The organism is Dyadobacter sp. CY312, from assembly GCF_021390535.1.
Classification (GTDB): Bacteria; Bacteroidota; Bacteroidia; order Cytophagales; family Spirosomataceae; genus Dyadobacter.
The window spans coordinates 1-16,371 of sequence record NZ_JAJUXG010000018.1 but is presented as its reverse complement, the minus strand read 5'-3'; the positions used below and the strand labels follow the sequence as shown (position 1 = coordinate 16,371).

The window sequence follows — 16,371 nt, the reverse complement described above, 5'->3', positions numbered from 1 at the left end:
GGGAATTTCTAAACCCCTTGATAAGAATGAATTTATTAAATCTTACTCCCAAATCTGCTATTGCAGCATCCCTTGCTGTTGCCGTTTTTCTTTCATGTAATTCCAAACCGAATGAGTCTGCCGGCAAGGAAAATGTGGATACGCTCAAAGTAGAGAAGAATTTCGTTTTTGGGGACGACAGACCTTTTGCTCAGTGTCATGCTTCAACGCTAGTGAGGCTGGATGATGGCCAGTTTCTGGTGGCGTGGTTTGGCGGAACGGAAGAAAAAAATCCGGATGTGGGTATATGGCTTTCCAAAGGCCAACCGGGAAACTGGAGTGCTCCCAAAGAAATCGCTAAAATTCGGGAAGATGCACATTGGAATCCCGTTCTTCAAAAAACGGCAGATGGGAAAGTGATTCTTTATTTTAAAGTTGGAAAAGAAATATCGCATTGGGAAACCTGGGTACAAACTTCGGAAGATGGTGGGAATAGCTGGTCGAAGGCTTACGAACTTGTGAAGGGCGACAAAGGTGGACGTGGACCAGTGAAAGATAAATTGATAGAACTGAAAGACGGAACCTGGCTTGCCGGAGCATCCAATGAAGTAGGGCGCTGGGAAGTATTTGTGGACAGGAGTGAGGATAAGGGGAAAACCTGGAAAGCGAGTCCTTATTTCAAAATAGACACAACAGAGATAAAAGGAAAAGGTGCTATACAACCAACGTTGTGGGAATCAAAACCAGGCAACGTACATATGCTGGTGCGCACAACGGGTGGGATTGTAGGAAGAAGTGATTCGTTTGACAACGGTAAAACCTGGACGCCGATCCGGAAAACGGATTTGCCTAATCCAAATAGCGGTATAGATGCCGCTCAGTTGTCGGACGGAACGATAGCGCTGGCTTATAATCCTGATAGAGAAAACTGGGGTTCCCGTTCTCCGTTATCGATAGCGTTGTCACACGACAATGGTCAGAAATGGGAAGAGAAATTTGACCTGGATTCAGGGAAAAAGGAAGATGAATTTTCGTATCCGGCGATCATCAGCTGGGGCGATTCGGTGGCGGTGACTTACACCTGGAACCGGCAAAAAATTGCTTTCTGGAAAGGAAGTAAAGCAGATATTGTGAAGCTTTCCACGCAGGGAAAGTGAGTAACTCTTGCTATAATCTAAATTGAGTTCCTCTCAAACGGAGGCGTTCTGCCTCCGTTTATATCATATTACCACGATTTTATAATAAATTATCTTTGGTTCGATGCTTTTTGGCAACGTTCCCGATAACGTGTGCATTAAAATAGTCAGCGTAATTGCATTTTTTTGATTCTTAATTGGCTAATATTCATTGTGGATCATCACGACACCAATTAGGGGATGAACGCAGTTTCATAGAAAAATTCAATTTAATTTTATTCTTATGAATGGATATACGGCTGCCAGGACAAATTTAGAGAGCAAGGATTTTGTTTTTAAAAATGTTTACGTTCCTGAACGCGATGGATTGTTTCACATGCAATTCGATCCGCGAAATCAGATGCCCAAATACAAGCAGATCGTTCATTCCATCAAAACGGATATCGAACTGGGTGTACTGGCACAAGGGGTTCAGTTGCCGTCTATCAGTGAATTGAGTGCAGAATATCAGCTTGCGAGAGATACCGTCGAAAAGGCATATCGTGAACTGCGTAATATGAGATACATTTCAGCTGTACAGGGGAAAGGCTATTATGTGCAATCTGTGAGGGATAAAAAAGAGAAAATTCTTCTGATTTTTAACAAGCTGAGTTCTTACAAAAAAATCATATACTATTCCTTTATCAAGGCGCTGGGTGATGCTGCAACAGTTGATCTGGAAATCCATCATTGCAGTGTTTTGAGGTTTAAAGAAATTATTGAAAAAAATCTGGGGAAATACAACCGTTACGTGGTTATGCCTCATTTTAATACGGATACAGACAACGAAGAGGATTATATGGCGGTATTAAAACGTATACCGTCTTCGGAACTGGTTCTTCTGGACCGTGATATTCCGGAACTGCATCAGACATCGGTAAGTGTTTTTCAGAATTTTGATAAAGACATATTTTCTTCATTGGAAGATGCCAACGATCTGATGAGCAAATACGAACGTTTGGTATTGCTTTTTCCGGAACATGGTAACTATCCGAAGGAAATCGTTCGTGGTTTCAGAAACTATTGCATCAATTACAAAAAGGATTTTGAGATCAGAAGCAATGTGTCGGACGAAGAACTTTTGCCGAACACGGCTTATATAGTAGTGGAGGAAAGTGATTTGGGCGAACTTGTGAAAAAGATCCGTTTGTCATCCTATAAAATGGGTGAAGAAATAGGGGTGATCTCTTTTAACGAAACCACCCTGAAAGAACTTTTAGAAATTACAGTGATTACCACTGACTTCGAGAAAATGGGACGTACTGCTGCAACTTCGATTATGAACAAACAGCAGGTACGTGTTAAAAATCCATTCTATATGATTCGCAGGGGATCTCTGTAAACCCTCTTTATTTCATTTTGTAAATTTCTGTTCCTGCGAGCAGAAAGCAACCAAGACCAAAATCTTCAAAGTCGGGCATGCTGTCGTAAGTTACAGGCTGCCCGTCTTTTGGCTCTTTTCCGGTTCCCTGTACAAACCCCAAAAATCCGTTTTCGTGTACGCATTCTGATACCATGGCGTTCCATGCCTTGGTGATTGCCGGTTCGTATTCTTTACTTTTTACCAACCCCTTGCGGATCGCCCATGCCATTCCATAAATGAAAAGCGAAGTACCAGTCACTTCTTTTCCTCCAAAATCTGTTTCGTCGGTAAGGCTTACATTCCAGTAGCCATCCGGGCGTTGCAGAGGTAGCAAAGCGGTGAGCATGGTAAGCAACATTTTTTCATATTCATTGCGGTGTGGTGCATTTTTTGGCATGATATCCAGTACACGTACCAATGCCGCTACAATCCAACCATTACCGCGCGACCAGTAGCAATTTTTGCCTCCCGGTGTTTTATATGGCGGTACAAAATCCTTATCACGCCACCAAAGTCCTTCCTGCGGATTGAACAATCCACTTCCTCCATGCACGGTTTTCGTGAAGTTATAGAGGTCGAACATTTTCTCGTAATACCTGTTGTCGTTGTAAATCACGGCCAGCTGGGTAAAAACAGGCATTGCCATTTGCAACGTATCAATCCACGACCAGTCGTCTTTCTGTTCAGAGTTGACCATCAGATCTATGGATGCCTTGATGTCCTTTATTCTTTCTGGCTTTTTGTCCATCAGATAAAGGTCAATGTAAGTTTGCCCGCAGCATTGATCATCCGCATTACGGGTTTTGATTCCGTTCCGTAAGCCCCATTTGTGATTTTCACCCCAGGAAACGGCGTAATCAATGTAGGACTGTTGTTTGTCTATCTGATACAAAGCCATCAATCCTTCATAATAAACTCCGCGGGTCCAGATATTGCTTGGACGTTCACGATTGGTAACAATGGATTTGCCCGTATCCGGCCATTTTGCTACAAAGTAATCGTTCGTCAACCGAAGTGTGCCAAGAATTTTCTTCTTATCTATTTTTGATGCTTCTGAGTTTTTCCCAAAAGCCCAGGTCGTTTGTATGGCTGCACCGCCCGCCAGCAATAACCCAAGTGCATTACGTCTGTTCATGTTGTTTTTAGTTTTTTGGTTCACGCAAAGGCGCAAATATTTTTGTTTCACGCAAAGCAGGGAAGATTAAGCAAAGACCGGTAAGAAAACCTTTGCGTCCTTTGCATCTAACTTTGCCCCCTTGCGTGAAACCTTTTTACCTTATGTACCTCTTTAGCTTATTTTTCTTCAAATTCTTAATCCCAGCCACCACTTCCTGCGCATTAATTCTTGCACCAGCTTCGGTGGTGTGGGTGTGATCTTTAGCAGTGAAAAGCTCAGCCTGCACTTTTTCAGGCCCTAGTTTTCCATACCGATTTGCCACACGATCATATAGGTCAATAAAGTCGGCCCCGTTGGTTTGAGCCACCTGTTTTGCCCAGGGACCGTAACCGGTAGTCGGCCTTTCAATTTTTCCTTCTTTGAAAATGTTTCGGGGTACAGGGGAGCATACGATTGGGATGGCGCCTTTGGCTTTTGCTTCATCGATGTATTTGCGCATATAATAGCCGTAAGTGTACACAACTTCATGCTTTTTGGTCATCAGATTATCAATTTCTTCGGTTTCATTTCCAATGCCTTTGATGGAACCTCTTGCTCGGGTGGTATCATTAATTGCTCCGCCATCGTTGTGTCCGAACTGCATGATCACGTAGTCGCCAGGCTGCAATTGTGCCAGTACTTTTTCCCACCGACCTTCGGTCAGGAAGGTACGGCTGCTACGGCCTCCGATGGCGTGATTGTGGATTTTGATTTTTGTTGTGTCAAATAGTTCAGGCAAAACAGTGCCCCAGCCCCAGAGGTTGTCTGCTCCTTTGCCAGAACCATTTTTTACGGTGGAGTCGCCTATCAGAAATAACTGGACAGGTCTAGGTTTGATACTGGCCGCCAATACAACCACACAGAAAAGGGAGAATATGGCAAGACGAATGAAATTGGTTTTCATGTTTACAGAATGATTTTTACTAGATAACTTTTTTGGGTGTAATGAAGCTATAAGTTGATTGTTAATAGCTCCTAATGTCGTGTGACGTATACTTTTACGAATGTCTTGCTGAGCGGAGTCGAAGCATTTTGCTCTTCGACTCCGCTCAGGGTGACATTTGTATTCCTACGAAACTTATTTCAATTGACATAGTGATTGTGACACGACAGCAGCTTTACTTATTTGTTTTGATGTTTGGTTGTGAAACAGGTTTCATTCCTTCTCCCAGAAAGAAAGACGGGTGCGGTGGCTGGTTGTAAGCAGAGTTTTGCCAGGCAATCGCCACGCGATATTGTGCGTCGTGCATCAGGGTTGGTATCCGGTTGTCGGCTGGAATGGTTGTCGTGTAGATACGTAGTTTCGTATTGTCTTCCTTCCGCCAGATTACTTCTTCCCGCCAGTCGCCCAGGATATCTGCACTCAGTGCCGGGGTTCCTTTTGTTCCGTTATTTGAAGTAAAACCTTCGGCTGTCAAAAGATTTTTTGTTGTCTGCGTTTTATAGTCCCATTTGTCAATTCTGTTTTTATCGAGAAGCTCTCTTGTGAGATCGGCGTCCCACCACACAGCAAAATTGATGGATGATGGGCGTGTTGTTGAAATCTCAACTCCCTTGCTGTTGTACAAACCACCAACAGATCCCCAATATTCGTAACCAGGATGAGTTGGATCAATATCAGAGGCCATCGCGCGGCCAATATCCTTCCCACCACCATCTACTCCCCACAACGTTTTCCCCGTCTTGGCGTCATTCAGCCTGAGTCCATATTGTCCATACTTTTTCGACTCTTCGTACGACTGCCATAGCTCCATACCCGGATTAGCGGGATCCATATCTGTCATGTGAAGCGCATCGCCATGTCCGAGCCAGGTTGAATACAAACCTTTGCCGTTGGCGTCAATCACGCTCGATCCATTAATGATCTCGTCCTTTCCATCTCCGTCTACATCACCCACGGTCATGCTGTGGTTTCCCATTCCTGCATAGTTTTCGTTGGGAGCGTCTTTGCTATCAAATATCCAGCGGCGCTGCAATTTTCCCTTTTTAAAATCCCAGGCAACACGAACCAGTCTGGTATAATAACCACGGCCAGCAATAAAACTCGGCTTTTTACCATCCAGATAGGCCACTGCCGATACATAGCGATCTATGCGGTTTCCATAGTTGTCACCCCAGCCAGCTTTCATTTGTTCAGGAGTCGGATTGTCTCCGGCTTCTACATCCCGTTTTGGATAAAAATCCTGCGTATCAATTGCTTTTCCGCTGATTCCTTCAAAAACAGTAAGGAACTCGGGACCGGAAAGTATGTAACCTGTTTCATTGCGAAAGTCTGCGTTGGCATCACCGATTACTTTACCGGCTCCATCAATGGTTGCATCTGCGGTTTTACAGATAATTTCGGCTTTGCCATCTCCATCAAAATCATACACCATAAACTGCGTGTAATGTGCTCCGGCGCGTATGTTTCTGCCGAGGTCAATCCGCCAAAGACGTGTACCGTTCAGTTTGTAGGCGTCCAGATATACATTGCCGGTATAGCCGCGTTGCGAGTTGTCTTTGGCATTGGAAGGATCCCATTTCAGGATAATCTCATATTCACCGTCACCGTCCAGATCACCAACACTTGCATCATTGGCATTGTAGGTGTAAGCATCTCCTTTTGGTGTTGTTCCTCCCGCAGGTGGGGTTAATGGAATAGAAATGAAAGGATTCGGATTAACCTTCGCCGATTCTACGGCTTTTTGTTCCTTTCCTTTAATCACCGTTTTAATGCTGTATACTTCACCGGAAGGATTTGTATCAACATAATTGGTAGAAGCCGAAAGTGGTGTTTTATTAATTTTGATTTTGCCCCGGTACAAGTTAAAAGCAATATCAGACGGATCTGTGCCCAGAAGTCGCCAACCGATATACACCTGATTATTTTCTCCCTTAATGGCAATCAATCCCCGGTTCAAATGCTCCATCTGCCGCTGTGCTGTTGCAGACAGAATGGTGGAAAAGAGGAGTAGGGAGGTTAATATTTTACTGTTCATTATAATCGTAATTTTAGGTTACACAGAGTTTCACGGAGATTAAAAAGAGGAGCACGGAGGGGAAAGTATCTCTGTGAAGCTCATGTTTTCTCTGTGGCTCTCTGTGTCATTTTTTGACATTTCACGAAAAGGGTGTACTGTGTTTATTACACAGAGTATCGCAGAGATAAAAAAGAGGAGCACTGAGAATAAATTTTCTCTGTGAATCTCTTCTGGACTCTGTGGTTCTCTGTGTCGTTTTTTAAGCATTTCACGCAAAGACGCGAAGTAAAACTCGCAAAGTGCGCTAAGTTTATTTTTTGCGTTCTTTGCCTTTTTCTTTTCTGCTTCGCGTGAAACTTTTACTCCAAGTGAAAAACCTCCTTCAACGGAACACTCACCGGGGAATTATCGGGGTTTGTTTCCATCACCGCGGCCATATACGCCCACCATTTCTTTACGATTTCTGTTGTTCCTAAATCTTGCGACGAACCCGAACCATCTTGTTTTTGCACGGCGAAAAGTATATTGGTCTCCTCATCCAGAAAAATGGAATAGTCGCTGATGCCGTTGTCTTTCAACAGCTTTTTTAATTCGGGCCAGATCTCATCGTGGCGTTTTTTGTATTCCTCGGCCTGACCGGGATTTAGTTTCATTTTAAAGGCGGCTCTTTGCATGACTTTGCGGGTTATGGTTTAGCTGAAAAGTAAAGTTAATGTTTGTATCATAAGGCTCCTACCTGTGGTCTCCTGTGTTTGAAGCTCAATGTAGTAAAATAAAAAAACGGAGCGGGATAATGATTCCGGCTCCGTTTTGTACTACCCTAGTCTACATTATTCAATATCAATATCCGTCGTTTTGTTTCCAGAAACCCGGGTTAATAAGCATCTCATTTAGTGGAATAGGGAACAGTAGATCACGATTTGTAACGCCATTTGCCATAGGAATATCATGAGAGCGGAAGAATTCGGTCATTGCCGGAATGGCACGTTCTGTGCGAACAAGGTCAAACCACCGAAGTCCTTCTCCTGCAAATTCCCAGCGGCGCTCATTTTCCAATGCTAGTCGCATCTCGGCTTTTGTGGCCGGTGTAACTGGTGCCACTTTTGCATCTGCGCGTACTTTGTTCAGGATCTGAATAGCTTCTGCGGGAGGCGTTCCGGCTTCTTCATTCAGGATTTCTGCATACATAAGCAATACATCGGCATAGCGCACAATCGGGAAATTACGTTGGTAATCGTTACGACTTGTTACGGTTGCATCTCCTTTTTCGAGGAATTTAGTAAACTGAACACGGCCAGACGTTGCGCCTGTTTTTGTATCTACATATCCCGAATCCAAAGTCGCCAATTTTCTGGCGTCCGTAGGAGCGTACGAAGCAAGCAGAGCCGGCTCTACCTGTCCCTCAAAACCACCAGTGAAAGGACTCCACTGAGATGGGAACTGAAACGCCATTTCGGATGGTAGCGAAGAACCAAGTCCTTTTCCACCGGAAAGGTACTGTACCTCAAAAATGTGGTGTTTATTTTTGGCTGCAACAGTAAAAAGATCACGATAAACTGCCGGTATGGGGAAAAGTGAACTTGCCTTCATTACTTCTGCAAGTTGCGTTTTTGCCAATGCAAGTTTGTCGGTTTGTTTCAGCGGATAGCCAGCCATCGTGAGGTAAACTCTTCCCAATAAGGCTTTGGCAGCATATTTGGTAGCGCGGCCTTTCTGAGCAGCAACGTAAGATTCAGGAAGGTTTTCTGCTGCAAAGGTCAGGTCATCTACAATGAATTTGTAAATATCTGTTGCAGGTGCACGCAGCGCATTTTTACCTTCTGCAATACTAAGCACTTTATCTACCAAAGGAACATCTCCCCAATAACGAACCAGGTCGAAATACGCCAAAGCACGGAACAAACGCGCTTCCGCCTTGAATTGATTTACACGCGCAAATTCAAAACCTTCCACTTTGGAAAGAACAACATTTGAACGGTAAATTACCGCGTAAAGCTGTGACCAGGCAGTTTGGAAAGCGGCTGTTTGTGAAGACGCTGTAAAGTTTCCAACTTCCTTATAGTCGCGTTGCGCACCACCTTCAATCTCATGCGTATTGTCCGAACGAACCTCCGACAGATACCAGTTGGACGATGCCGGAATGGGCAACCATGAATTGTAAACAGCCAGAACACCCTGATTTACCTGATCTTCGGTTTTGTAAAAATCATTTGCTGTATTGTTGGTCAGCGGGGTAATGTCCAGTATGCTTTCGCTGCACGAGCTCAACGTTGCCGACAAGCCAATTGTGAGCAGATATGGGAATATTTTTGTGATTTTCATAGTCTCAAAAATTAATGCAGGAGAAATACGTGTGTATATCGTCTGCGTTAAAAGTGTTGTTAAAGATTCAGGTTGATACCGATAGAATAGGTCTTAGACTGAGGATATCCACCGTAATCGCCTCCTTCATTGTTAGCGGCCTCAGGTGTGAAACCTCCCGAGTATTTGTGCCAGATGAAAGGATTTTCTACGGAAACATACACTCTCGCGCGTTCGAACCATTTCATTTTAGGTACATTGTACCCAAACGTGATGTTTTTAACACGGATGTAATCTGAGCTGTATAGCCAACGGGTGTCGTAGTAAGAACCTGTGGTGGAGTTGATGCTCGGCGTCATGCCATCACCCGGGTCTTCCGGTGATTTCCAACGATTTTCCCAGATCGCCAGTTTGTTGTAAAGATATCCCATACCAGGGCGGTCGATAGAACGTCCAATCATCGAATAGATCATCCCGCCAGTTTGTGCAGTAGCCAGGATATTTAGGTCAAAATTGCGGTATGTGAAGGTATTGGTAAGTCCGTATACAAAAGCAGGAAGTGGCTGTCCAACGTTTGTACGGTCATTTTCGTCAATAACCCCATCGCCATTTACATCACGATACTGAGAATCTCCAACCAATGTTTTAGACATACGCGGATTTGCATCTACTTCTCCCTGGTTTTTGTAAACACCAATGGCGTCATACAATTTGAAGTAACCAATTGGCTGTCCAACTTCGATCATGGAAGTCAGCCCGGAGAATCCTGATGGAATTGGTGTGTTGTCGTAGCCGAGTTTTAAAACGCGGTTTCTGTTGTATGATAAGTTGAAGTTTGTTCCCCATTTGAAAACACCAACTGTGTTTTTCGATATCAATGAGAGTTCAAATCCCTTGTTTTCTATGTCACCAATGTTCTGCCAGCTGCGGGCAAAACCAGTTGTGGCTGAAACTGGTGCTTGCAAAAGAAGTTCGGATGTCTTTCTGTTGTAATAATCTGCCGCAACAACGATGCGGTTTTTAAGTATACCAAAATCTACCCCGAAGTTGTAGCTGCTGGTTTGTTCCCAACCAAGCATGGTGTTTTCGAAACCAGATGGAGCATAACCTGTTTGCTGTACTCCACCAAGTGCGTAGTCGCTGTTGCCAAGTAGTGAGAATTGTGCGTTGTTAGGAATGCGGTTGTTTCCTGTGATACCAAAACTTGCACGAAGTTTAAGGTCTGTGATATCATCTACCCCAGCCATGAAATTTTCGCTGGATACGCGCCATGCTGCTGAAACTGCCGGGAATGTTCCCCAACGGTTTTCAGAACCAAACTTGGAAGAACCGTCACGTCTGATGCTCGCTGAGAAAAGATACTTCTCGTTGAAATCGTACTGGGCACGTGCGAAGTATGATAACAAAGCCGTCTTATCCTGACTGATATTGGAAGTTGAAACGGTGGATGATCCCTGGTTGAAAAGGTTTGTCCAGTCATTTGGCAAACGTGTATGGTTCTGACGGTTTCCGTAGCCATTTGTTGTTTCAACAGAATAACCCAATAATCCGGTGACATTGTGTTTGCCGAAAGAACGGTTGTAGTTCAATGTGCTTTGGAACAAATATCTGTACGAATTTGAATTCTGTCTGTCCGAAGATGAAGCATAACCTTCGTTTGGCGCTGATGCCCAGTCGCGGGTTGCATTGGTTGGTACAAATGAGTTGGATACCGATGAAGTGTTATCCATACCACCAGTCAATTGCAATTGAAGTCCTTTTGCGATGGTAGCGTGCAAGTATAGATTGGTATTCAGTCTGTTACGTGTCTGGTCCGCCTGAGTTCTTTCCAATACAGCAACAGGGCTCACATATCTTCCTGACCATAAATAAGTACCGTTTGGTTGCGCTCCAACATAAAGTCCTGTTCCTAGCGGAGCCACCGGAGGCATTTGCACAGCATTCATTCCCTGGCGGTCTTTTCCATCAACCTGTCCTCCTCCGTTAATCCATTCAACAGATGGCGATAGCGTCAAACCGACTTTTATGAACTTGTTAACTTTTGCATCTATGTTAGCTCTTACCGTAGCACGCTTGTAGTTGGTGTTGATAATCACACCTTTCTGATCCATGTAGCTACCGTTGATGTTGAAAGTAATGTTATCGCTTCCACCATTTACACTCAGCTGGTAATTGGATAACGTACCAGTGTTTCCAAAAAACGCGTCCTGCCAGTCAACGTAATCAAGACTGTCTCTTCCATAAGCCCACTTTGGATCATACATCAAGCCAGTATTCGGGTTATTTTCTGAAATGCCCAGTTCAGATGCACGGAATGACATCGGGTCGTTAGCAGTGTAAGGTTTACCCTGGCTAACTCCACGACTCACCCACGAAGCATCAATACCTTCTTTGCGTTGCTGAATCCATTGTTCTGGTGTCATCATATCCAAACGTCCTTCTACTTTGGAAACACCTTGTGTCATGTTAAACTGAATACGTGGCTTGCCTTTCACACCTCTTTTGGTGGTAATGATCACAACCCCGTTAGATCCGCGTGAACCATAAATGGCAGCAGACGAAGCATCTTTAAGTACGTCAATCGTTTGTACGTCAGCAGGGTTTATACCGTTCAGCGACTCAACCGGGACACCATCTACCACGTAAAGTGGGTCATTGGAAGCATTCAAAGAACCTGTACCGCGTACGCGTATCTGCAAAGGAGCGCCAGGCTCACCCGTTGTAGTTTGCACGTCCACACCCGGAAGTTGGCCCGCAAGTGCGTTTTCCAGTCTTGAAACAGGTCTTTCCTCAATATCTTTTGAAGAGATACTTGCCGCAGCTCCCGTTAGGTTAGCTCTTTTTGAAGTACCGTAACCGATTACAACCACTTCTGATAATGCCTTTGAGTCGTCGGAAAGGGCGATATCGATCTTCGAACGTCCGTTTACCAATACTTCCTGAGGCTCATAGCCAATGAAAGAAAATTGAAGAACGGCATCTTTGGGCACGTTGATGGAGTACGTTCCCTCCACATTGGTGGATGTCCCCGTTGTTGTCCCTTTTATAACAATGTTAACTCCCGGCAAGGGTTCTTTTCCCTGAGCTCCAGTAACCTTTCCGGTAATGGTTGTCTGCGCCATTACGACGTTGGACGTGACAGTTAGCAAGATGCAAATCATGAGGAAGGCGAGGTGTCGATACGCCTTTTTCAACATGTTTGAGGATGAGTAGTAAATATGCATGGTTTGTATGCGATTAGATTTACTCCAAATTTCCACATAACCGTCGGGCACACCTTCATGTAGACTCCTGTATAAGCCAAGATATTATAAGGATTTTGCAATTAATGCAAACAAAAAAGTGCCTTTCTTTACCAGAAAAGCACTTTTTAAAGATTGGTTGATACGTTTTAAATGGTAAAAACTATCGAAGTAAATTGAAATTCAAACCTAAATACTTTGTTTTCAGCATCAATATCCATGCAAATCCAGCTCAAAACTTTCTTTCATCTCCACCCGTTTTCCCATTTTTTTCTGGATGATCTTAAAATGATGCGCATCTTCGGGACATATCAGAGAGATGGCCTCGCCCGGAGTTTCAGCACGTCCGGTTCTGCCAATTCGGTGAACATAATCTTTCGGCGAGCGCGGTAGTTCAAAGTTGATTACATAGGGAAGAAACTGAATGTCAATTCCACGTGATACCAGGTCAGTAGCTACCAGTACTGTAAGCTTCCCCGATTTAAATTTGTTCAATGCTTCCGTTCTTGCTCCCTGGCTTTTTCCGCTGTGCATGGCTGCCGCTTCAATGCCATTTTTTTTGAGTTTTTCCACGAGGTTATCTGCCGTTCTGGTGGCTGAGACAAATACCAGAACCTGTTTCATTTCCTCTGTTTTAATAATGTATCTAAGTAAAGGTCCCTTTCTTTCAGGATCTACGAAATAAGCCGTTTGCTTGATCAGGTCAAGGTTTTGCTCCTCTTCGGCAATTTCTATTTTAAGCGGATTCCGTAAAATGCTTTTATGGATCGCTTCTACATCATCACCCAGTGTGGCAGAAAAAAGGATATTTTGTCTCTTTTTGGGCAAAAGAAAAAAGATATCCTTCATTTCATCGGCAAAACCCATATTCAGCATTTTGTCGGCCTCATCCAATACCAGTATTTCTGTGTCTGAGATGGTCAGCGCTTTATGGGAGAGCAGGTCGAGTAACCGCCCCGGTGTTGCAACAAGTATCTCTACATTTTGCAGCCCGATCATCTGCGGATTGATGGATACTCCGCCGTACACCGCCATTGTTTTTACTTTTCGGGGTAACTTCTCTCCGAACGTCTGAAAAACCACCGCGATCTGTAATGCAAGTTCACGGGTTGGAGCGAGCACAAGCACCCGGATCGATCTGTTTTTAGGTGCGCCCTTACTTTGAAACCATTCCAGAATCGGTAATACAAAACTGGCAGTTTTGCCCGAGCCGGTTTTTGCTATACCCAGAATGTCGCTACCCTTCATTATAGCAGGAATTGCCTCTTGCTGTATAGGATATGGTTGAGTATAATTCTGTTCGGTGATCGTTTTAAGTAGGGATTCGGACAGGCCGAGCGCTTGAAAAGACATAGATTTTAAAGATACTTGCTGATATATTTTTTACAAAGATACCACTATTAATATGACCGTTAACAGAAGAGAATTTTTACAAAAAGCAGGCCTTGGTGCCTTGCAGCTTGGATTGGTCAGTTATTTTGCAAATTCTACGGTTGCTGGTGTTCTGAAAACCGGTCAGTTACCGCGAAGTTTACCCGAGTTGCAGGGAGTGAAATCTTCGGGAATTATAGATTTTATTGCTGCAGTAGAGACAAAAAAACTTAACCTGCACAGTTTGATGATCCTCCGGCACGGAAAGATATTGGCGGAAGGATGGTGGGCTCCATACCAGGCCGACCTTAAACATACCCTCTATTCATTAAGCAAAAGTTTTACGTCGAGTGCGATTGGATTTGCTGTAAATGAGGGGAAATTATCGGTAAATGATAAAGTAATTTCTTTCTTTCCGGATCAGGTTCCTGCTGAGATCAGTGCAAATTTGGGTAATATGAAAGTGCAGGATCTGCTAACCATGCGTACCGGACATGCAAAGGATTCCACGCCTGCGTTAAGAGAAGGAACAGATCCAAACTGGGTGAAATCATTCCTGGCTTACCCTGTGGAACACGAACCCGGCACTTTCTTTGTGTACAATAGCGGTGCTACATACATGCTGTCGGCTATTATACAGAAGCTGACAGGGCAAACGCTGCTGGAATACCTCACCCCCCGGTTGTTTGTCCCCCTTGGAATAGAAGGTGCAGACTGGGAGGTGGATCCGAATGGCGTCAATACGGGCGGTTGGGGGTTGCGTGTCAAAACGGAAGATATCGCGAAGTTTGGTCAGCTTTATCTCCGGAAAGGGGTTTGGGATGGTAAGAGACTGCTTCCTGAAAAGTGGATTGATGAGGCAACTTCTGCACATGTTCCCACAAAAGGAACTGAAAGCGACTGGGAGCAGGGTTACGGATATCAGTTTTGGAGATGCCGGCACAACGCCTATCGCGGTGATGGTGCCTTTGGGCAATACTGTATTGTAATGCCGGAGAAAGATATGGTGGTGGCGATAACCAGCGAAAGTGGCGATATGGGCGCCATCATGAATGAGCTTTGGAAACATGTATTGCCGGCCGTTCAGGAAAGTTCTTTGAGCGAAAAAGGTGCACAAGCTCAGTTGAAACAGAAACTCTCCTCACTTGCGCTGCCTGTACCAGTCGCAAAGAATAGCGCTGCCGGTGTTTCGAAAATCAACAACCAAAAATACATTTTTGATAATAATGATCTAAAAATCAATTCGGTATCGTTTAATTTTGGAAGTGAAGGCTGTGTGTTCAAACTTTCTGACGGCGGGGGAGAACACACCATCACCAATGGTATCGGAAAATGGAAAACAGGAAAAACGGATTTGTCAATCTTACCGCTTAAACTTGTTTCTACTCCTGTTCCGGGAGAGAAGGAAACGCGGATAGCGGCCGCAGGAACCTGGGTTGATGACAACACTTTTGAGATGATCTGGCGATTTACGGAGACAGCTCACTACGATACTGTGGTATGCAAGTTTGATGGAGATAATATCAATGTGAGATTTGAGAGAAGTCTGGCAATTATTAACAATGTTGAAGATACAAGACCTGAATTGATCGGCAAGCGAGTGGGGTGATTTACCCACCAATTTCTAAGTTTGATACATTATAGTGGTATTACTAGTTTCTGTGAAATGTAAAGTGAAATAACCATGAATAATTCACTTGGTTTTTAGATTCTAAAAACCAAGTGAATGTCTTGATTGATAAGTCGAGTTATAAAACTGGGTTTATAGCAAAAAAAATAGGAATGCCTGCTGTGCTATTTTATATAAAAAAGCACAGAGGTTGTTGGGCTAAAATTGAAGTGGAAAGAATATTGGCTGTGATTGAAAACGAAGAGAAGGAAGATCATGAACTGGGACAAATTATGCGGACTCTGGAGAAGGAAAGCAATTACATGTCGTATGACGATTTGAAAATAGAAATGGGATGGAATCTGGAATTGTAAAAATTTTATATGTCATGACGATCAGGCCGAGAGGTGATGTGTATAAAACTTTCTCTCCAAAATAGTAACTACAAGGTCAATTACCGGCACTTTTGCTTATTTTTACCCCTAAACGTTTAAACGATAATTTTACAATGAAAAAGACAATTTTCCTTTCTCTGCTGCTGACTGTACTTGCATTTGGTGCACAGGCGCAAAAATTCAAAGGTCTTGACAAAAGCCCGCGTGACATTGCCTATTATCCGGATGGTTTTGCCCATAATCGTAAAGATGGAGAAAAGGCTTTGGTGAAAGTTTCATACAGCCGTCCCGGTGTGAAAGGAAGAGAGATTTTCGGCAAACAGGAAGCGTACGGTAAAGTGTGGAGACTGGGGGCGGATGAGTCTACCGAAATCAAATTTTTTACTGATGCTACATTTGGTGGCAAAAAAGTAAAAGCCGGCACTTACTCACTGTTCGCGATTCCCGGGGAAAAAGAATGGACTTTGATACTAAATTCAGATGTGGATTATTGGGGAGCTTACAAGTACAAAGAAGCGAATGACGTCGCTCGTGTAACCGTACCGGTTTCTGCTAAACCAGCAGCGCTAATCGAAAATTTCTCAATTGTTTTTACGGGTGATTCACCTTCGAAAGCGGTAATGGCATTGGGCTGGGAAAATACAGTGGTAGAAGTGCCAATATCGTTCTAAGCATCAGAAAAGCAAGTAACAGCTTTACCTGGTTGGCATCATTTGACTAGTCCTAAAATAGCGATACGGATTTAAGATTCGTTAAGTTATTACAATTAAGCCGTTGCAAGGTTATTCTTGTAACGGTTTTCTCTTTTATAGGTGCGTAT

Annotated in this window: 12 protein-coding genes; 5 read left to right on the top strand and 7 right to left on the bottom strand. The window is 43.8% G+C overall.

The features are described 5' to 3' along the window. Positions 1–26 precede the first annotated feature (26 nt). Together LZG71_RS23375 and LZG71_RS23370 are read left to right on the top strand one after the other, a co-directional pair. Positions 27–1,136, top strand: a complete 1,110-nt coding sequence (locus LZG71_RS23375; protein WP_233824514.1) for an exo-alpha-sialidase — start codon at positions 27–29, stop codon at positions 1,134–1,136. Positions 1,137–1,398: 262 nt separating this feature from the next. Continuing rightward, positions 1,399–2,496: a GntR family transcriptional regulator gene (locus LZG71_RS23370; RefSeq protein ID WP_310587779.1), complete on the top strand. Its 1,098-nt coding sequence runs from the start codon at positions 1,399–1,401 to the stop codon at positions 2,494–2,496. Between the two features lie 7 nt (positions 2,497–2,503). Here LZG71_RS23370 and LZG71_RS23365 read toward each other — a convergent pair whose 3' ends face one another. The 7 genes from LZG71_RS23365 to LZG71_RS23335 form a co-directional block, all read right to left on the bottom strand. Then, a complete protein-coding gene (locus LZG71_RS23365; RefSeq protein ID WP_233824512.1) occupies positions 2,504–3,652 on the bottom strand; it encodes a glycoside hydrolase family 88 protein in 1,149 nt (382 codons plus the stop codon). Between the two features lie 136 nt (positions 3,653–3,788). Next, the gene (locus LZG71_RS23360) at positions 3,789–4,577 is read right to left on the bottom strand and encodes a rhamnogalacturonan acetylesterase (RefSeq protein ID WP_233824510.1); all 789 of its coding nucleotides are present in this window, start codon (positions 4,575–4,577) and stop codon (positions 3,789–3,791) included. Between the two features lie 214 nt (positions 4,578–4,791). Then, positions 4,792–6,651 (bottom strand): rhamnogalacturonan lyase, encoded by a 1,860-nt coding sequence (locus tag LZG71_RS23355; protein WP_233824508.1) that lies wholly within the window; start codon positions 6,649–6,651, stop codon positions 4,792–4,794. Between the two features lie 341 nt (positions 6,652–6,992). Beyond that, positions 6,993–7,307, bottom strand: a complete 315-nt coding sequence (gene rhaM / locus LZG71_RS23350) for an L-rhamnose mutarotase (protein WP_233824506.1) — start codon at positions 7,305–7,307, stop codon at positions 6,993–6,995. Between the two features lie 166 nt (positions 7,308–7,473). Then, positions 7,474–8,955, bottom strand: coding sequence for a RagB/SusD family nutrient uptake outer membrane protein (locus tag LZG71_RS23345; RefSeq protein WP_233824504.1), 1,482 nt, complete (start codon positions 8,953–8,955; stop codon positions 7,474–7,476). A 59-nt stretch (positions 8,956–9,014) separates the two neighbouring features. Then, positions 9,015–12,158: a TonB-dependent receptor gene (locus tag LZG71_RS23340; protein WP_233824502.1), complete on the bottom strand. Its 3,144-nt coding sequence runs from the start codon at positions 12,156–12,158 to the stop codon at positions 9,015–9,017. 228 nt (positions 12,159–12,386) lie between these two features. Continuing rightward, positions 12,387–13,529 carry a DEAD/DEAH box helicase gene (locus LZG71_RS23335; RefSeq protein ID WP_233824500.1) on the bottom strand — a complete coding sequence of 381 codons (1,143 nt, stop codon included), beginning with the start codon at positions 13,527–13,529 and terminating at the stop codon, positions 12,387–12,389. Between the two features lie 52 nt (positions 13,530–13,581). Here LZG71_RS23335 and LZG71_RS23330 point away from each other — a divergent pair, with 52 nt between their 5' ends. The 3 genes from LZG71_RS23330 to LZG71_RS23320 all read left to right on the top strand — a co-directional run bounded on the left by LZG71_RS23330 (position 13,582) and on the right by LZG71_RS23320 (position 16,222). Further along, positions 13,582–15,156 carry a serine hydrolase gene (locus LZG71_RS23330; protein WP_233824498.1) on the top strand — a complete coding sequence of 525 codons (1,575 nt, stop codon included), beginning with the start codon at positions 13,582–13,584 and terminating at the stop codon, positions 15,154–15,156. Between the two features lie 230 nt (positions 15,157–15,386). Beyond that, entirely contained in the window at positions 15,387–15,530 is a 144-nt protein-coding gene (locus tag LZG71_RS23325) for a hypothetical protein (RefSeq protein ID WP_233824496.1), read from the top strand. Positions 15,531–15,664: 134 nt separating this feature from the next. Further along, on the top strand, positions 15,665–16,222 hold the full coding sequence (locus tag LZG71_RS23320; RefSeq protein WP_233824494.1) for a DUF2911 domain-containing protein: 558 nt from the start codon (positions 15,665–15,667) through the stop codon (positions 16,220–16,222). Positions 16,223–16,371: the final 149 nt, after the last annotated feature.